Genomic DNA, 14,715 nt, shown 5'->3' with positions numbered 1-14,715 from the left:
CCCGTATCGGCGGTGTTGGCGGCAGGGTCGACCCCCACTCCGGTTTGCTGCGCAAACCACCTCTCCCCCGATCGACGGGGTAGAGGAAAGGCGCGGCTTCGATGCAGGCGTTTCCTCTACCCCCGGCAGGGGGAGAGGTGTCCCGCGCAGCGGGACGGAGTGGGGGTTGTTCAGCGCACGTGGCATCGTCTCACCCCCTTACTTGTCCAGGTTCTTGCCGACGGCGCGCATGGCGAAGAAGGCGACGATGTTGGCGAGAATGACAGCGATGACGCCGCCGGCGGACGCCTGGCCGATTTTGAACTCCAGCAACGCCTTCTGGTAGACGAGGAAGGGCAGGTTGGTGGAGGCGTAGCCCGGACCGCCATTGGTGGTGACCAGGATCTCGGCATAGACCGAGAGCAGGAAGATCGTCTGGATCAGGATGACCACGGTGATAGCGCGCGACATGTGCGGCAGCGTCAGATAGATGAAGCGGCTGAGGAACCCGGCGCCGTCCATCTCGGCCGCCTCCTTCTGCTCGCCGTCGAGCGACTGCAGCGATGTCAGCAGGATCAGCGTCGCGAAGGGCAGCCATTGCCAGGCGACGATGATGATGATGGCGGTCAGCGGATGCTGTCCGAACCAATCGATGGGCTCGGCGCCGAAGAAGCGCGCAATGTCGGCAAAGACACCGTATTGCGGATGCATGATCATGTTCTTCCACACCAGCGCGGCGACCGGCGGCATGACGAAGAAGGGCGAAATCACCAGGATACGCACGATCCCCTGGCCCCACATCGGCTGATCGATGAGCAGCGCGAGCAGAATGCCGCCGACCACGGTGATGACCAGCACGCTGACGACGATGGCGAGCGTGTTGAGGATCGACTGCAGGAAGGCCGGGTTGGAATAGAACAGCGCGTAGTTCGAGAAACCGACGAAGCCGTCGCGGATCGGGTTGAGCGGGTTGTACTGCTGGAAAGAGAACCACAGCGTAAACAGCAGCGGCACGATCATCCAGACGAACAGCAGCACCACCGACGGCGCCATCATGAAACGGGCAAGCGAACGGGTTTGCTGAGTAGCCATGACGGTCACCCTCCCAAGGTCAGCCGGATTTTCAGTGTCGTGCCAGAATTTTCCCGATTTTGAAAAGTGGCCGCCCGAACTGGGTTTCGGGCGGCCGCTTGCCGGTCACGATAGGCGACCGGCCTTCGGCGCCGGGAGGAGCCTTACTTGATGTAGCCGCCCTCGGTCATCGCCGCGGTGGCCGCGTCCTGGGCCTGCTTCAGCGCATCGTCGACGCTCGACTGGCCGGCAAGGGCGGCCGAGAAGAGCTGGCCGACGGTGGTGCCGAGACCCTGGAACTCAGGAATGGCGACGAACTGCACGCCGACATAGGGCACCGGCTTGACGGTCGGATGCGTCGGGTCGGCGGCGTTGATGGAGTCCAGCGTCATCTTGGCGAAGGGCGCTGCCTTCTGGTACTCGGCATTGGCGTAGAGCGAGGAGCGCGTTCCGGGCGGAACATTTGCCCAGCCTTCCTTCGAGGCGACCAGTTCGGCATAATGCTTGCTGGTAGCCCAGGAGACGAACTTCTGGGCTGCATCGGCCTTCTGGGTGCCGGCCGGGATCGCGAGCGACCACGCCCACAGCCAGTTGCCGCGCTTGCCGAGGCCGTTGTCGGGCGCCAGCGCGTAGCCGACCTTGTCGGCGACCTGCGAGGCCTTCGGATCGGAGACGAAGGACGCCGCGACGGTGGCGTCGATCCACATGCCGCACTTGCCCTGCTGGAAGAGCGCCAGGTTTTCGTTGAAGCCGTTGGAGGAAGCGCCTTCCGGACCGTCGGCCTTCATCAGGTCGACATAGAACTGCAGCGTGTTCTTCCATTCCGGTTGGTCGAATTGCGGCTTCCAGTTCTCGTCGAACCAGCGGGCGCCGAAGGAGTTCGACATGGCGGTCAGGAAGGCCATGTTCTCGCCCCAGCCGGCCTTGCCGCGCAGGCACACGCCGTTCACGCCGTTGGCGCGATCGGTCATCTTGTCGGCGGCCTGCTTGACGAAGTCCCAGGTCGGCGCGTCGGGCATCTTCAAGCCGGCCTTCTCCATCAGATCCTTGCGGTACATGACGAAGGAACTCTCGCCATAGAAGGGCGCGGCATAGAGCTTGCCGTCGACCGAAAGGCCGCCGGCGATGGCCGGGATGATGTCCTTGACGTCGTAGTCGTCGCCGAGCTTGTCGAGCGGCAGGAGCCAGCTCTGCTTGGCCCAGATCGGAACCTCGTAGGTGCCGATGGTCATGACGTCGTACTGGCCGCCCTTGGTGGCGATGTCGGTGGTGACGCGCTCGCGCAGCACGTTCTCTTCAAGCGTCACCCAGTTCAGCTGGATGTCGGGGTTAGCCTTGGTGAAGTCGTCGGTCAGCTTCTGCATGCGGACCATATCGCCATTGTTGACGGTGGCGATGGTGATGGATTCGGCATGCGCGGCGAAAGCGAGGGCGCTGGCCGACAACAGGCCCAGGGTGAGCGTGCGAAGTTTCATCAAATTCCTCCCATAAACCAAGATGAGCATTTGCCTTTGCTTTGGGCAATTACTCACTTGGCGTGATTTATGTCAAGCGGAATCGATGCTGCAGCGCAGCAGAAATGCGGCTACGTGAACCCGATCCGGCGATGCGGGAGATATCTTTAGGATAGAAGCCTGGGCAGCCCGCTTACGGGCAGGCGATCTCGGCCAGGATCCAGTCGCGGAAGGCACGGATCTTCGGCACGTTGCGGCGCGCCGTCGGATAGACCAGCCAATAGGCATGGCCGTCATCGCCGACCAGGTCGAAAGGCTGGATCAGGCGGCCATCGGCGATCTCGTTCTTGAACAGCGCCCTGGTCAGGATGGCAACGCCGTGGCCGGCCATCGCCGCGTTCGCCTCATAGGCCTGCGCGCCCATGCTGGAGCCGGGCCGTTTGGCGAGGTCGTGCGCGCCGACGCCGGCGGCCTCGAACCATTGCGCCCACCAGATGTCGCCCGGATCGAGGATCGGCAGGCGCAACAGGTCGGCCGGCTCCTTGACGCCGCCGATGCTCGCCGCAAGCTTCGGGCTGAGCATCGGCGTGAAATCGGCGTCGAGCAGTTTATGCGCCTCCAGGCCCGGCCACTTGCCGCCGCCGGAACGGATGGCAAGGTCGACATCCTCGCGCGCGAAATCGGTCAGGCGGCTCGAGGTGTCGAGCCGCACGGCAAGTGCCGGGTGAGCGAGTTGGAAGGCGCCCAGATGCTGCGCCAGCCAGTTCGAGGCAAAGGTGAGCACCGTGGTGACGCAGAGCAGGCCGTCGGCGCCGCCGCGCGCCGCGGCATAGGCTTGCCCGAGAATGGAAAAGGCCTCGCTGACGGCAGGCGCCAGGCGCTGGCCGGGCTCGGTCAATTCGATCTGCCTCGGTCTGCGCAGGAACAGCGGCGCGCCGATGCGCTCCTCGAGCACCTTGATCTGGTAGCTGGCCGCGGCCTGCGTCATGCCGAGTTCCTGCGCCGCCTTGGTGAAGGACAGGTGCCGGGCCACCGCTTCGAACACCCGGATCGCCTGCAGCGGCGGCAGCGGCGCAAGCTGTGGAGAGCTCAGATCGGGCATAAGGCCTCCTTATGGGTCATGATCGAGGTTTAATTGGAAGCACGAACCGGCCAACCCGATATTTGGGGTCGACGATCAATCCAGTTCAAGCATGGCGAAGGCTGACGATCATGGTCACGGTCCACGAAAAACTCGTTTCAACCCCGGTACGAGGCTGGCTTTTCATGCTGGCCCGGGAGTTCTCACGGTTTTCGGGCCGCAGACGCGGCTATGTCAATGTCCGGGAATTGCCGGAGCATCTGCAGCGCGACATGGGCTTTCTCGACGGCAACGATCCGCGCGGCCGCTCCCTATAGCCGGCGCTTTTTATCGGTCGGGCGCAGCGTTCGGCTCGATCATGCGCCGGCAAGCAGGGCTTCAGCCGTCCGTTCATCGGTGATGAGGCCGTTGACCAGCCGCCGGTTGACGGCCGCCAGGATGCCCGGCAGCTTGCGCTCGCCCATGGCTAAAGCAATGACCAGCGACCTTTCGCGCGACGGCAGCGCCGCCGAGGAGACGCGGTCGTTGGTGATGCCCTCGATCATGCGACCTTCGCGGTCGAACACCCAGCCGACGATCTCGGCGATGCCGCCGGCCTTCTGCAGCGCCTTCAACTCGCTTTCCGAAATGAAGCCGTCCTCATAGAGCGGCGCCTTGGGGCCGAGGTCGCCGATACCGACGAAGGTGACGTCGGCTTCCGCCGCCAGCGCCAGCGTCGGCTGGATCATCGGCTGGTTGAGCAGCATCTCGCGTTCCGCGGGCGAGGACGCAATGACCGGCAGCGGCATCGGGAAGGAGCGCGCCTTGACGCGGTCGGCCATCGTGAAAATGACGTTGTAAAAGGCCGCCGAACCGTCGGGCGAGATGTTGCCGGTCAACGACACCACCTTGTGCTGCGGGCACTCCATCGGCGGCAGTTGCTCGATCGCCGCCTTCAGCGTGCGCCCGGTGCCGATCGCCATAACGATCGGCGCCTCCGAGCGCAGCCGGCGTTCGATCTCGGCCGCAGCCGCCTCGGCGATGCCGATCGTCGTCGAATTCGACGTCGGGTCGCTCGGCACCACTTCGACAAGATCGAGCGCGAAGCGTGACTTCAGCCGCGCGGCAAGATCGAGGCAGTTGGCGATCGGATGATCGACCCGCACCTTGATCAGGCCCTCCGACATGGCCAGCGATACCAACCGCTGCGCGGTCTGCCTGGAGATGCCTAGCTTGGCGGCGATCTGGTCCTGCGTGTTGCCGGCAACATAATAAAGCCAGCCGGCGCGCGCGGCGTCGTCCAACCTGGTGCTGCCAGTCTCCTGTCGCGAATTCACTTTTTGCCTCCCGGCCCGCGCGATATACACGAGCACCATAGCTTACAGCGATTACGCCAGCGCGCAATTGTCTATCGAAAGAGCAATTGCTTGGAAGCTTGACGGGCGCCCGACGGATCAATTCGTCGCGCCGCCAATCATTTGCCGCCGGGGCGGTTTATCTCGACCGGGAAACCCATTAAGGGGATCGGCGAAGGGAGTCTCGCATGACGCCGAAAGCCGTTTTCTGGGATATGGACGGGACGCTGGTCGACAGCGAGCCGCTGCATGAGGCAGCGCTGGTGGCGGCGCTGCGCAGCGTCGGCGTCGCTCCACCGGTCGACCTGCACCAGCGCGTCCTTGGTGTCGCCGCGTGGCCGGTCTACGAGATGCTGCGCGACGAGTTCGGCCTCGGCCTGCCCTTCGACGACTGGATCGTGCGCAAATACGATCACTACCTGCCGCTCGCCGAAACGCTCAAACCGCGGCCCGGCGCCATCGAAGTGTTCAACGAATTGCGGGCGCTCGGGGTCGAGCAGGCGGTGGTGTCCAATTCCGACCGGCTGATCGTCGACGCCAATCTCACCGCCGTCGGGCTCACCTACCCCGGCATGCGCACGGTGAGCCGCAATGACGTTATCGAAGGCAAGCCGTTCCCTGAGCCTTTCCTGCGCGCGGCCTATCTGGCCGGCGTCGATCCGGCGGATGCGGTCGCGGTCGACGACAGCCGCACCGGCGCCATGGCCGGGCTGGCGGCGGGCATGAAGACGATCTTCTGGCCGGAAGCGCCGATGGAAGGCCCGCCAGGTGCCATCGCAATCAACAGCGCCGAGGAATTGCGCAGAGAACTCGGACTCTGAACGCAACCACCAAGGTCGGCTCCGCCCTTCATCCGCCTGCCTCAACTCCCCGTGAACGGGGCGAGGGAATGGCAGCTCAGTTCCGGTAGACCGGCTCTTCCTCGTCGAGGATCGCTTTCAGTTCGGCAAGATGACGCTCGGCCTGGCCGGGATAATCGTCCATTTCGCGCGCGGTCTTCTCGGCGATCTCGTCGGAGAGCGTGCGCAGCGGACGGCCGGTCCACAGCGCCTTGATATAGGTCTCGGCGGCGCGCTCGAAATAGAACATGCGATTGAAGGTGTCGGCGACGGTGTCGCCGATGACCATCACGCCGTGATTGCCCATGACCATCACCTTGACCTTGGGATCGGTGAGAAGCTGCGAGCAGCGCTCGCCCTCTTCCTCGAAGGCCAGCCCGCCATAATTGGCGTCGACGACATGGCGGTTGAAGAACATGGCAGAGTTCTGGTCGATCGGCGGCAGCGTCGAATCGGCCAGCGAGGCGAGCACGGTGGCGTGGATCGAATGGACATGCATGGCGCAGCGCGCATGCGGCACGTTGCGGTGGATGGCGCCGTGCAGTCCCCAGGCGGTCGGGTCGGGCGCATTGGGACCGGACAGCGTTGCGGGATCGTTGGCGTCGATCAAGAGCAGGTCGCTTGCCTTGATGCGGGAGAAATGCACCTGGTTCGGGTTCATGAGGAACTTGGTGCCTTCCTCGTTGACGGACAGCGAGAAGTGGTTGGCCACCGCCTCGTGCATGTTGAGCCGCGCCGTCCAGCGGAAGGCGGCGGCAAGATCGACCCGCTCCTCGTAATAGGGCAGGTTGCTCAGCGGTTCCTTATGCAGGCGGGCAAGGCTCATCGAGAAATCCTCCGCTTGGGTCTTGTTCTACGCAATTCCGGACGGAAAACCGCTGCGCACTTTTCCCGGAATTGCCCCAGACAATGCCGTGCACGGCCGCTGCCAGCAACCGCAAACTAATGGGTCAGACCGCCCTCAGGCGGCCGAGCGAGCCGATTGCAGTCCGCCCTGCTCGACGATGAAATCGATAACCTCCTTGAGGCCCTTGCCGCGCGACAGATCGGTGAAGCCGAACGGCCGCTTGCCGCGCATGCGGGCAGCGTCGGCCTCCATGACGTCCAGGTTGACGTTCACATAGGGCGCCAGATCGCTCTTGTTGATGATGAGGAAATCGGAACGGGTGATGGCCGGGCCGCCCTTTCTCGGGATCTCCTCGCCCTGGCAGACCGAGATGACGTAGAGGGTCAAGTCGGCAAGGTCGGGCGAGAAGGTGGCGGCGAGATTGTCGCCGCCGGATTCGATGAAGATGATGTCGAGGTCGGGGAATTTCTTGTTCAGTTCGGCGATGGCGCGCAAATTGATCGAGGCATCCTCGCGGATGGCCGTGTGCGGGCAGCCGCCGGTCTCGACGCCGACGATGCGCTCCTCCGGCAGCGCCTGCAGGCGCGCCAACATCAGCGCATCCTCCTTGGTGTAGATGTCGTTGGTGACGACGGCGATGGAGAAGTCGTCCCGCAGCGCCTTGCAGAGCTTTTCGGTGAGCGTTGTCTTGCCGGAACCGACAGGGCCGCCGATGCCGATGCGAAGGGGACCGTTTTTCGACGTCATGCCGGAAACTCCATGATGGCAAGGATTGCGAAGCCCAGCCCGATCAACAGGCAGAGCGGCGAATAAAGGCGCTGGTCGAGCCGCGCGAAAGGCTGCTCGGGCGCGAGCCGGCGCCACAAGGGCGTGAAGCCGGCGATGCCGCGGCCGAGAAAGACAAGGCCGATCATCAACGCCGTGGCGGCCAGGCCTTCCCTTGGAAAGGGCGTGGCAAAGACACAAGCCAGCGCCAGCGGCCAGAGCGTCGCGAGCGCGAGGCAAGCTGCGACGGCGAAGCTCGCGAATGACGACGGCATCTCGTCCACGCCGCGAAAGCCGACAACAGCGTGCGCGCAGGATTTTGCGTCAGTCCCTGGCCAGATGCCGCCGATGCCCCAATAGACATGCAGCGTGGTGATCAGGAGCAGCACGACAGAAAGGGCGAAGGCAAGAATGGTCATGAGCGGAACAGACGCGAATATTGGGTTTCATGCCTCATCGCCATGATGTCGGACATCAAGGCCGCGCCGCCGAGATCGTCGAGCGAGGAGTTCGCGGCCCGGGCCGCTGTCGCGAGCGCCAATGGCTCAAAGCCGGCTAACAATGCCGTTGCGTCTGTCTGCCCGATCACACCGAGCCGGATCGCCGCCTGCACGAGGTTGGAGAAGAAGGCCTGCAGGAAGGCGGACAGCGCCTCCGCCAAATCGAAGCAGTGACTGCCGGCGACCGCCCCGATGGCGACGCAATAGGGGCAATCCTCAGGTAGGCGCTCCAGAACCGGACACGGCCAGGCGGCGGCCGCCTGGAGAAAGGCCGCGCCCTGCAGCATGGTTTCCATATGTCGTTCCCGCGACCCGGCGAGCGCTTCGGCGAGCGCGGCGACCTCGTCGAGATCACCGCCGCCATGCGCGCGCCGCCAGCTTTCGCCAAACAGCACCGCGTCGTTCCAGCCGGAACCCATCTCGACCAGCGTCTCCAGCCAGCCGCCAAGATCTTCGCGATCGGCGATCAGCCCGTCATGCACGGCGCGCTCGAGACCATGGCTGTAAGAGAAGCCACCAACGGGAAAGGACGGCGACAGCCAGGCCATCAGCCGCAGTAGCGCCATGCCGGATCGCTGTTCAATCATGGTGACCGTGGTCGTGCGAGTGATGATGATCGTGATGGTCGTGACCATGATGATCATGCGCATGGTGATCATGGCTATGGTCGTGGCCATGGCCGGAATAGGCGCCGCGCAGCGGGCTGAACGGTTGGAAGACCTCATTCACCGTGGCGCCCAGGCCTTCCAGCATGGCCTTGATGACATGGTCGCGCAGGATGAGGATGCGGTCCGGCTCGATCGCCGCGGCTAGGTGGCGGTTGCCGATGTGCCAGGCCAGTTCCGTCAGATGCACGCCATCGCGGGCACGAATGTCGTAGACTTCCTCCGGCGCGGCGACGATCTCGATCTGGCGGCCGTCCTCCAGCACCAGCCGGTCGCCATTGCCAAGCGCTACCGGCTCGGGCAGGTCGACCAGCACCTTTTCGCCGCCGGCGGTTTCGATGGCGCGACGGCGCAGATGCCGCTCGTCATGGGCGAGCACCGCTTTGTCGTAAGGCGCCGTCGATCCGGCCCCGCCGGCTGGAACAACCGAGACGGCGCGCGGGAATTTGGTGAAATCGGTTGTGATGTTGAGTTTCATTTCATGGCTCCACCATTAGAGCGCAGCGCGTCCTCATGGACGCGCAAAGGACGCTCTAACACTTTTGCATCTATGCATCGTGCTTTCCGAAAATCGATTCCGATTTTCGGGCCGATGCATTGGCTTGCGCCCTTGCCCGGGCGGGTCGCGACAGCACACGGTCGAAATAGGTATTTACCCGTTCGGACTCGATCGCAAACCGTCCGGCGCGGGCCCAGCCGCCCATGTCCCCGAGCAGGACGTCGACGGCCGAAAAGCGCGCGCCGAGCGCGAAAAGCCTGTCACCGAGCCGGCGGTCCAACGCCTTTATTTCGGATGCGAAGTCATAGGCCGCGGCTGGCCCGACATCAACGCGGACCGCCTTGGGCAGCAGGAAACGATGGCGCAACTTGTTCCAAAGCGGCGCTTCCAGCTCGCTCTGGGCGAAATGCATCCAGGAATCCATCTCGGCGCGGCCGGCGAGGCCGGGATTGGCGCCCATGCCATGCTCCGCATTCTTGTCCGCCAGATAGACGCAGATCGCCGCCGAGTCGGTAACCTTGAGGTCGCCGTCGATCAGGATCGGCACCTTGCCCGACGGGTTCAGCGCAAACGCCTCCGGCGAGCTCTCGATGGCGTAGAGGCCGAACTCCCACCACCAGAAATGCACCAGCATCAAAAGCACCGAACCGACCCAGGCGAGATGCACCGCATAGAGGCGGTACTGGCCGGGATGCTGGACGATGCGGGCGGTCCCCGAAAGCAGCCGGGTGACGCCAAGGCCGATCACCATGCCCATGACGATGCGGATATGCGGGAAGATGTCGTGCGGAGAGGCGATTTCAGTGGCCATCTATGAACCGACCCGATCGTTTCGGTTAGTCATACCAGAGCCATAGCTTTCGGTAGCCCGCCGGAACCTCGACTTGCTCGGCGGGTAGGTCATCTACATCGCCTAGCCACATTTCGTCCGGTTCAAACCCCGATGGTAGCCAGCTGACGATGTCTTCTTCGCTGGCGCGCGTTGTGATGACCACCTTATCCGAGAATGGCCATTCTCCATCATCACACTGCACGATTGCTATGCGAACGTCGTGAACCTCGGGTCTTTTTCGCACCGCTTGGAATTTCGCGAGAATCGTATCGTTGTCCGGCTCTTCCGGGCTGTTGCACAGCAATCCGGCTTCACCTTCAGCCCCCTCGAAGTACTCTTCCAGTGTAACCAGCGGCATAACGAGCGGGGCGACGCCGCCATTGTATTCCCGCAGCGCGCCCAGCCTGGAAATCAACGCCAACTTCTTTTGTTCATTCATGATGCGTCCGATACTTTTGTGGGCGCATCAATCCTAAAACAGAAAGTACCGCTGCGCCATCGGCAGCACCGTCGCCGGCTCGCAGGTCAGGAGCTCCCCGTCGGCGCGCACCTCGTAGGTTTCGGGGTCGACCTCGACATGCGGCGTGGCGTCGTTGAGCACCATGGAATGTTTGCCGATGCCGCCGCGCGTGTTTTCCACCGCGACCATTGCCTTTTCGACACCCAACCTGCCCTGCAGGCCGGCGTCGAAGGCGGCCTTCGAGACGAACGTCACCGATGAGTTGGTCAGCGCCTTGCCATAGGCGCCGAACATCGGCCGGTAGTGCATCGGCTGCGGCGTCGGGATCGAAGCGTTGGGGTCGCCCATGGGGGCGGCCGCGATCGTCCCGCCGACCAGCACCATCTCCGGCTTGACGCCGAAGAAGGCGGGATTCCACAACACCAGATCGGCGCGCTTTCCCACCGTCACCGAACCGATCTCCTTCGACAGGCCATGTGCGATGGCCGGGTTGATGGTGTATTTGGCGATGTAGCGGCGGACGCGGAAATTGTCGTTGTCGCCGGTCTCGTCGGGCAGCGCGCCGCGCTGGCGCTTCATCTTGTCGGCGGTCTGCCAGCAGCGGATCGCCACCTCGCCGACCCGACCCATGGCCTGGCTGTCGGAGGAGATGATCGAGAAGGCGCCGATGTCGTGCAGGATGTCCTCGGCGGCGATCGTCTCCTTGCGGATGCGGCTTTCGGCGAAGGCGATGTCCTCGGGGATCGACGGCGACAGATGGTGGCAGACCATCAGCATGTCGAGATGCTCGGCCAAGGTGTTGACGGTGTAGGGCCTGGTCGGATTGGTCGACGACGGGATGACGTTGGGCAGGCCGCAGACCTTGATGATGTCGGGCGCATGGCCGCCGCCGGCGCCCTCGGTGTGGAAGGCGTGGATCGTGCGGCCCTTGATCGCCGCGACCGTGTTCTCGACGAAGCCCGATTCGTTCAGCGTGTCGGTGTGGATCATCACCTGCACGTCATAGACGTCGGCGACCGACAGGCAGCAGTCGATGGCGGCAGGCGTTGTGCCCCAGTCCTCATGCAGCTTCAGCGAGCAGGCGCCGGCCAGCACCATTTCTTCAAGCGCGGCCGGCCGCGAGGCATTGCCCTTGCCCGACAGGCCGATATTCATCGGGAACGCGTCGAAGGACTGTATCATGCGCGCCATGTGCCAGGGGCCGGGCGTGCAGGTGGTGGCCAAGGTGCCGTGCGCCGGACCGGTGCCGCCGCCGAGCATGGTGGTGATGCCGCTCATCAGCGCTTCCTCGATCTGCTGCGGGCAGATGAAGTGGATATGCGCGTCGAAGCCACCTGCGGTGAGGATCTTGCCTTCGCCGGCGATGATCTCGGTACCCGGGCCGATGATGATGGTGACGCCATCCTGCGTGTCGGGATTGCCGGCCTTGCCGATGGCCGCGATACGGCCGTCCTTCAAGCCAATATCGGCCTTGACGATGCCGGTCAGGGCATCGACGACCAGCGCGTTGGTGATGACGGTATCGACCGCGCCCTCGGCCCGCGTGACCTGGCTTTGGCCCATGCCGTCGCGGATGACCTTGCCGCCGCCGAACTTCACCTCTTCGCCGTGGACGGTGAAATCCTTCTCGACCTCGATGAACAATTCGGTGTCGGCGAGCCGCACCTTGTCGCCGACCGTCGGGCCATACATCTGCGCATAAGCGGCACGGGTTATCCTGGCCATCAGCGATTGCTCCCGGAATACAGGTTGATTGAGCGCGGTTTGCACATTGTCGCCATCCAATGGTCACGCAATGACCCGCTCGACGACACCTTGCGCTCCCATTTGGCGGTTGAGGTGGGCGAGTCAGCCCGAAATGACCGTTTGCCAAACCGATGGAAGGAACATCCATGCGCAGAACGATATTCTTCACCGCAGCCGCCACCCTGATGCTCGTCGGAGCCGCGAGCGCTCAGCAGCAGACAACGCCGCAGCCCAGCCCGGCGCCGGCAGCGCCGAAGAGCCAGCCTGCCGCGCCGGCGATCCAGAGCGTCAACGTGGTCGACATCACCGAACTGCCCAAGGACGCGCAGACGCAGGTCAACCAGATCGTGGCGCAGCGCGGCGATGCCGGCCTGCAGACATTGCGCAAGTCGATCGACGCGACGCCCAAGGTGAAGTCCGCGCTCGAGGCCAAGGGCATGAGCTCGGCGCAAGTGATTGCCGCCAGCATGCAGCCCAACGGCGCGCTGACGCTGATCACCAAGAAGGCGAGCTGATCGCACGCCAAGGCGGGCCGCTCTGCGGTCCGCCGGCCGTTTTAGGGGAACCTCCGGCCAAGCAGGGACGTTTCGTTTCTTTCGCACCGCCACGAGTACAGCCGGGAGCGAGCGATGGCGAATGCCCCGCGCCTTGGAAGATATGTCCCAGCGATTGCCGCCGCGCTCGTTCTGGCCGCGCCGCGGGCCGCGTTCCCGGTGCAACCTCTGGCCAATGACAAGGCCGCCTCGGTCATTGTCGATTCGAACATCCGGCAGGAAGAGACATCCTCGAAAACCGAGGCCGGAAAGGTCATCACGGCCATCGACCGCACCCGCGAAAACATCGGCACGGTGCGCAAGATCACCAAGCTCGACACGGTCGACATCGTGTTCCTGACCGATGCGGCGCGCAGCGAAGGCGGGCCGCCGCCCGCTATCGAGAACAAGGTCAAGCAGCACCAGGACGATGTGGCCGAACTGCGCCAGGAGATCGAGGCGAATGCCTTGCTCTTCAACGCGATCGATTCGCGACGCGTTCTGGCCGAGGACGTGCTCGCGGTCGAGTTCGACAGTCCCGGTAAGATCGTCATCTACGCGGCCGCCAAGCCGCCGAAGTGATTTGAGCGCCTCGGCGGACGTCACAGCTTGCCCATAACCTTCTGCTGGAACCCATAGACCTCGCGTTTGCCGCCGAGCGGCACCAGCGTGACATCGCGCTCCTGTCCCGGCTCGAAGCGCGTGGCGGTGCCGGCGGCGATATCGAGCCGCATGCCGCGCGCCCGCTCGCGGTCGAATTTCAGGCCCTCATTGGTCTCGAAGAAATGATAGTGGCTGCCGACCTGGATCGGACGGTCGCCAGTGTTGGCGACCTTGAGCGTGACGGTCGGCCGGCCCTTGTTGAGCTCGATCTCGCCTTTGGCCGCAATGACTTCGCCGGGGATCATCGCGCCCTCACAGAACGCCGAGGGCGAGGCCGACGCCGACCACCGCGCAAGCGGCACCGGCGGCGCGCGCCAGGCTGCGAAAGCGCAGGCCGAGCCCGAGGCCGGCGGCAATGCCGACGCCATGGAGCAGCGCCGTGGTGGCGGCAAAGCCGGCCATATATTCCAGGCCGCCGGCATTCTCTGGCACTTCGGTGCCATGCGCATGGCCGTGGAAGAGCGCGAACAGCCCGATGATGGCCACACCCGACGCGACCGGCAAGTCGACCACCAGCCCCAGCAGCAGGCCGAGCGCCACTACGGAGGCAAGGGTTGCTGGTTCGACGAACGGCAACGGCACATGCAGCATGCCGAGCGCGCCGCCGACCAGCATCACGCCGACAAAGGCGAGCGGCCAGGCCCAGATCGCCTTGCCGCCCTTCAGCGCCGCCCACAGGCCGACGGCGATCATGACCGTCATGTGGTCGAGGCCGGACAGCGGATGCGCGAAACCGGCGGCGAAGGACGAGGTCGCGCCGACGCCGACATGAGCGTAGGCCGGCATGGCGGCTGCCAGCAAAAGGATCGCGGCGAGAGCGGTTCGTTTCGTCGAAGCGGGGATCATCTTTCTGCCCTTTCCAATTGACCCGGTTAAGCGGCCTTGCGCGGACCGCAGCCTTCGGCCTTGAGCACGCGCCTGGCCGATGGCGGATATTTCGCCAGCTTGGCCGCCGGCCGGATCGGCCGCGGCGAGAAATTGCCGCCGCAATTCGGGCAGACGCCGCCCAGTACATTGTCCGCGCAGTCGGCGCAGAAGGTGCATTCGAAGGTGCAGATCAGCGCGTCGGTCGCCTCGGGAGGCAGATCCTTGTCGCAACATTCGCAATTGGGCCTGAGCTCCAGCATCGGTCTTTCTCCTCACCTGATTGGTTCATGCACGGTCACCAGCTTGGTGCCGTCGGGAAACGTCGCTTCGACCTGGACGTCGTGGATCATCTCGGCGATGCCGTCCATGACCTGGGCGCGGGTGAGGACATGCGCTCCCGCCTCCATCAGCTCGGCGACCGGACGACCATCGCGCGCGCCTTCGACGACGAAGTCGGTGATCAAGGCGATGGCCTCCGGATGGTTCAGCTTGACGCCACGCTCCAACCGCTTGCGCGCCACCATCGCCGCCATGGCGATGAGGAGCTTGTCTTTTTCACGCGGCGTCAGGTTCATGCAGA

The 14,715-nt window shown here is 64.2% G+C and carries 20 protein-coding genes; 4 read left to right on the top strand and 16 right to left on the bottom strand.

Annotated features, from left to right (window positions below; genetic code table 11):
- Positions 1-198: 198 nt before the first annotated feature.
- The 3 genes from F3H96_RS00625 to F3H96_RS00615 form a co-directional block, all read right to left on the bottom strand.
- A complete protein-coding gene (locus F3H96_RS00625) occupies positions 199-1,071 on the bottom strand; it encodes a sugar ABC transporter permease (protein WP_149790007.1) in 873 nt (290 codons plus the stop codon).
- A 143-nt stretch (positions 1,072-1,214) separates the two neighbouring features.
- The gene (locus tag F3H96_RS00620; RefSeq protein ID WP_149790006.1) at positions 1,215-2,525 is read right to left on the bottom strand and encodes a sugar ABC transporter substrate-binding protein; all 1,311 of its coding nucleotides are present in this window, start codon (positions 2,523-2,525) and stop codon (positions 1,215-1,217) included.
- Positions 2,526-2,697: 172 nt separating this feature from the next.
- Complete coding sequence (locus F3H96_RS00615) at positions 2,698-3,606, bottom strand: LysR substrate-binding domain-containing protein (protein ID WP_149790005.1); 909 nt, start codon at positions 3,604-3,606, stop codon at positions 2,698-2,700.
- A gap of 164 nt (positions 3,607-3,770) precedes the next feature.
- Here F3H96_RS00615 and F3H96_RS31475 point away from each other — a divergent pair, with 164 nt between their 5' ends.
- Positions 3,771-3,902 (top strand): hypothetical protein, encoded by a 132-nt coding sequence (locus F3H96_RS31475; protein ID WP_280177765.1) that lies wholly within the window; start codon positions 3,771-3,773, stop codon positions 3,900-3,902.
- Positions 3,903-3,941: 39 nt separating this feature from the next.
- On the opposite strand, the gene F3H96_RS00605 is transcribed toward F3H96_RS31475, so the two are convergent.
- Positions 3,942-4,901: a sugar-binding transcriptional regulator gene (locus F3H96_RS00605; protein WP_149790003.1), complete on the bottom strand. Its 960-nt coding sequence runs from the start codon at positions 4,899-4,901 to the stop codon at positions 3,942-3,944.
- 206 nt (positions 4,902-5,107) lie between these two features.
- On the opposite strand from F3H96_RS00605, the gene F3H96_RS00600 reads away from it, so the two are divergent.
- Positions 5,108-5,740 (top strand): HAD family phosphatase, encoded by a 633-nt coding sequence (locus F3H96_RS00600; RefSeq protein ID WP_149790002.1) that lies wholly within the window; start codon positions 5,108-5,110, stop codon positions 5,738-5,740.
- 76 nt (positions 5,741-5,816) lie between these two features.
- Here the strand turns inward: F3H96_RS00600 and F3H96_RS00595 are convergent, their stop codons facing one another.
- The 8 genes from F3H96_RS00595 to ureC form a co-directional block, all read right to left on the bottom strand.
- Positions 5,817-6,584, bottom strand: coding sequence for a class II aldolase and adducin N-terminal domain-containing protein (locus F3H96_RS00595; protein WP_149790001.1), 768 nt, complete (start codon positions 6,582-6,584; stop codon positions 5,817-5,819).
- 135 nt (positions 6,585-6,719) lie between these two features.
- On the bottom strand, positions 6,720-7,352 hold the full coding sequence (gene ureG / locus F3H96_RS00590) for an urease accessory protein UreG (RefSeq protein ID WP_149790000.1): 633 nt from the start codon (positions 7,350-7,352) through the stop codon (positions 6,720-6,722).
- The gene (locus tag F3H96_RS00585) at positions 7,349-7,789 is read right to left on the bottom strand and encodes a DUF3995 domain-containing protein (protein ID WP_149789999.1); all 441 of its coding nucleotides are present in this window, start codon (positions 7,787-7,789) and stop codon (positions 7,349-7,351) included. The genes ureG and F3H96_RS00585 overlap by 4 nt, the downstream gene beginning before the upstream one ends.
- Complete coding sequence (locus F3H96_RS00580; RefSeq protein ID WP_149790626.1) at positions 7,786-8,457, bottom strand: urease accessory protein UreF; 672 nt, start codon at positions 8,455-8,457, stop codon at positions 7,786-7,788. Before F3H96_RS00580 ends, F3H96_RS00585 begins: the two co-directional genes overlap by 4 nt.
- The gene (locus F3H96_RS00575; RefSeq protein ID WP_149789998.1) at positions 8,450-9,013 is read right to left on the bottom strand and encodes an urease accessory protein UreE; all 564 of its coding nucleotides are present in this window, start codon (positions 9,011-9,013) and stop codon (positions 8,450-8,452) included. Before F3H96_RS00575 ends, F3H96_RS00580 begins: the two co-directional genes overlap by 8 nt.
- Positions 9,014-9,083: 70 nt before the next feature.
- A complete protein-coding gene (locus F3H96_RS00570; protein WP_149789997.1) occupies positions 9,084-9,845 on the bottom strand; it encodes a glutathione S-transferase family protein in 762 nt (253 codons plus the stop codon).
- A 25-nt stretch (positions 9,846-9,870) separates the two neighbouring features.
- Positions 9,871-10,305 (bottom strand): hypothetical protein, encoded by a 435-nt coding sequence (locus F3H96_RS00565; protein ID WP_149789996.1) that lies wholly within the window; start codon positions 10,303-10,305, stop codon positions 9,871-9,873.
- 33 nt (positions 10,306-10,338) lie between these two features.
- Positions 10,339-12,054, bottom strand: a complete 1,716-nt coding sequence (gene ureC / locus F3H96_RS00560) for an urease subunit alpha (protein WP_188131278.1) — start codon at positions 12,052-12,054, stop codon at positions 10,339-10,341.
- 164 nt (positions 12,055-12,218) lie between these two features.
- Here ureC and F3H96_RS00555 point away from each other — a divergent pair, with 164 nt between their 5' ends.
- Both F3H96_RS00555 and F3H96_RS00550 read left to right on the top strand, forming a co-directional pair.
- Positions 12,219-12,587 carry a hypothetical protein gene (locus tag F3H96_RS00555; RefSeq protein WP_149789994.1) on the top strand — a complete coding sequence of 123 codons (369 nt, stop codon included), beginning with the start codon at positions 12,219-12,221 and terminating at the stop codon, positions 12,585-12,587.
- Positions 12,588-12,701: 114 nt separating this feature from the next.
- On the top strand, positions 12,702-13,187 hold the full coding sequence (locus F3H96_RS00550; protein ID WP_149789993.1) for a hypothetical protein: 486 nt from the start codon (positions 12,702-12,704) through the stop codon (positions 13,185-13,187).
- Between the two features lie 20 nt (positions 13,188-13,207).
- Here the strand turns inward: F3H96_RS00550 and F3H96_RS00545 are convergent, their stop codons facing one another.
- From F3H96_RS00545 to F3H96_RS00530, 4 genes are read right to left on the bottom strand one after another with little or no spacing between them, the layout of a single operon-like run.
- A complete protein-coding gene (locus F3H96_RS00545) occupies positions 13,208-13,513 on the bottom strand; it encodes an urease subunit beta (protein WP_149789992.1) in 306 nt (101 codons plus the stop codon).
- A gap of 7 nt (positions 13,514-13,520) precedes the next feature.
- Positions 13,521-14,114, bottom strand: a complete 594-nt coding sequence (locus F3H96_RS00540) for a HupE/UreJ family protein (protein WP_149789991.1) — start codon at positions 14,112-14,114, stop codon at positions 13,521-13,523.
- A 26-nt stretch (positions 14,115-14,140) separates the two neighbouring features.
- Entirely contained in the window at positions 14,141-14,395 is a 255-nt protein-coding gene (locus F3H96_RS00535) for a DUF1272 domain-containing protein (RefSeq protein ID WP_149789990.1), read from the bottom strand.
- A gap of 12 nt (positions 14,396-14,407) precedes the next feature.
- Positions 14,408-14,710 carry an urease subunit gamma gene (locus tag F3H96_RS00530; RefSeq protein WP_149789989.1) on the bottom strand — a complete coding sequence of 101 codons (303 nt, stop codon included), beginning with the start codon at positions 14,708-14,710 and terminating at the stop codon, positions 14,408-14,410.
- Positions 14,711-14,715 lie beyond the last annotated feature (5 nt).

It is taken from the genome of Mesorhizobium sp. NFR06 (genome assembly GCF_900115245.1).
Lineage (GTDB): Bacteria > Pseudomonadota > Alphaproteobacteria > Rhizobiales > Rhizobiaceae > Mesorhizobium.
The sequence above is the reverse complement of the archived record's forward strand: the minus strand, read 5'-3'. Positions and strand labels throughout refer to the sequence as shown.